A 2419-nucleotide genomic window follows, 5' to 3' on the forward strand; every position below is an offset into this window, starting at 1 on the left:
TAATATATAATATAATAATGAAAATAAAGGTTAATTATAACATGGCATATAAAAAAATGAACCTAAAAAGGATAAAGCATTAAAAGAAGTTGAAGTTAATGAAAAAGCAACTAACGTTCAAATTAAAAAAACAAAAGATTATAAAAATAAACTTAAAGTAGTAAAAGAAAATGAATTTGAATATGATGAAACATTAAATCTAGTTTCTAATAATGAATCTAAAAGTAATACGTTTTTCTTTGTAATTATTATTTTGATATGTATTACAGCATTAGGTGGTTCTGTTGTTTTTTCTTATATGACAAATGATACAATGGATAAAAACTTTCAAAAAACAAATGAAATAATTACTACAACAAAAACAGATGTTGAAAGTTTATCAACAGAAGTTAAATAATTAAAAGAAAACCAAACAAATAATAATCAAACTGATGAAAATAATAATACTCAAACTGATGAAAATCTTATGACTATTCAAGAATTACAACAAATGATGGAAGATATAATTCATGGAAATAATCTACATACTCTAAATGACCTTATAAATGCATTAGCTAATAAAAATGATCCATCTAAAAAACAATTACAACACATAGATAAATTTCCTGAAGGTACTAGATATTTTCCTATGCCTTTAGATGAATTTGAATGATTACCTAGTTTTAAAAAAACTATTGGGATGGAAAGTGTTATAGACCAATTACAAGGTTTTCTTAATTATTTAAGTGATCCTTTATCTTATGTAGGTGTTGGGAAAGTTAAACCACCTCAAGGAGTCTTATTTTATGGGGTTCCCGGAACAGGTAAAACATTCTTTACTAGAGCACTTGCTAAAGAAGCTGGTAGACAAGTTGGTTTTTATGAAACTAATGCTGCTGAATTTGTTTATCAAACTCTTGTAGGAGATGGTCCTAGGTTTGTTAAAAAGTTATTTGAAGATGTAAGATTACATAATAAAAAAGAAGGAGTAAAAGCTTCTATTATCTTTATTGATGAATGTGAAGAAGCTTTTAAATATCTAAATAAAACTGCAAATTCATCTTCAGATCTACCTAACGTTGTAAACCAATTTAAAACTGAATTAACCTCAACAAAAAATGATCCTAAAAAACCTATTTTAATTATTGGAGCAACTAACTATTTTGATAAAATAGATGAAGCTATTAAATCACGTTTTACTTATCATATTGAAATTAAAGTTGGTCATGCAACAGCCAGAGCTAAATACTTAGATTTAATGATTAATGTTTTAAGAAAAAATCCTTTTCACGAAGAAGCATTAGAATATCTTTTAAAAACTGTTAATCCTTTTCTTGATAAGTTTGATGCAGAATCGCGTTCTAATAGACGTTTAGAAAATATGATTGAATCATCTGTTATTAATATGAATAATCGTTTAAGTGCTGAAAGTCGTGCAAAACAAAAAGAAATTGATGATAAAACTAAAAAATTACAATTAGAAGCAAATACTTTATCTTTATCACAAGAAGAAAAAGACCAACTCCAAAAAGACATTCAAGAATTAAAAACACAATTGCATAATAGAAAAATTAAATTAGAACAAATAGTTGAAAATGAAAGCCAAATGGCACAAATCAAACAACAAGAGACAAAAATAGAAAAAGAAACAGCCGAAAAGAAAGCCCAACAAATTATATTAGAAGAAAAAATAGCTAAATTGAATTTTGAAATAGAGTTTTTGCAAGAAGAATTAAACAAATTAAACGAGAAACAATCCCAACCAAAACCCTTACAACCTCCTACCTCATCAACTCTACAAACATCTGAATCAAATGCTTCTTCAACTCTGCCACAAGATGTAACGCCAACTTCTCCAAACAGTGAACAACAACCTCAACAACCAAATCCAGAGGCTGAAAAACTAAAACAACAAACAAAAGATAAACAAAAAGAAAAAGAAGAACTATTACAAAAAGAAGACCCATTAAAATTAGAAGAAGACATAACAAAATTAGTACAAAAACTGGCACAATTGGACCAAGAAAAAAACCTTTTAAAGCAAAAGTTAAACAATTACAAAAGGACTTAGAAAAAGAAGTTAGAGTAGTTGATTTAAGAGCAGCTTTTTATCAAGTTTATGGTATGAAAATCCTTAATACACCAGAAGAACGTTGTAATGAATTACAAGAATTAGCTAAGGTTTATAATAAAAGAAATACACAAGTTCTTTATTCAACACAAGCAATGCATTATTTCAACCAAACCTTAAATCCTAAAATTAATCAATTAATGGAAGAAGCTCAATGTGATAAATTAATTGCTTATTTTGTAGAAGCTTCTAAAAGAAAGTTTTTAGAAACCAAACAAACATTACAACAAAACGATTTAGATGAAGTCTTTAAAGAAGTGTATGGCGGATTAGATGAATTAACACAAAAATTAAATAATAATTATAAAT

General features: G+C 26.7%; 4 protein-coding genes. All 4 read left to right on the top strand.

Translation table 11 applies throughout. The annotated features are described in order from the left end of the window. Nucleotides 1-253: 253 nt before the first annotated feature. Nucleotides 254-397, top strand: coding sequence for a hypothetical protein (locus OL66_RS03800; protein ID WP_156956330.1), 144 nt, complete (start codon nt 254-256; stop codon nt 395-397). A gap of 69 nt (nt 398-466) precedes the next feature. Then, entirely contained in the window at nt 467-652 is a 186-nt protein-coding gene (locus tag OL66_RS00015; RefSeq protein ID WP_034171962.1) for a hypothetical protein, read from the top strand. Between the two features lie 27 nt (nt 653-679). After that, complete coding sequence (locus tag OL66_RS03560) at nt 680-2050, top strand: ATP-binding protein (RefSeq protein ID WP_052177916.1); 1371 nt, start codon at nt 680-682, stop codon at nt 2048-2050. Between the two features lie 53 nt (nt 2051-2103). Then, a partial coding sequence (locus OL66_RS00025) for a hypothetical protein (RefSeq protein WP_034171963.1) occupies nt 2104-2419 on the top strand: 316 nt, incomplete at its 3' end.

The organism is Chrysanthemum yellows phytoplasma (assembly GCF_000803325.1).
GTDB classification, from domain to species: Bacteria; Bacillota_I; Bacilli_A; order Acholeplasmatales; family Acholeplasmataceae; genus Phytoplasma; species Phytoplasma asteris.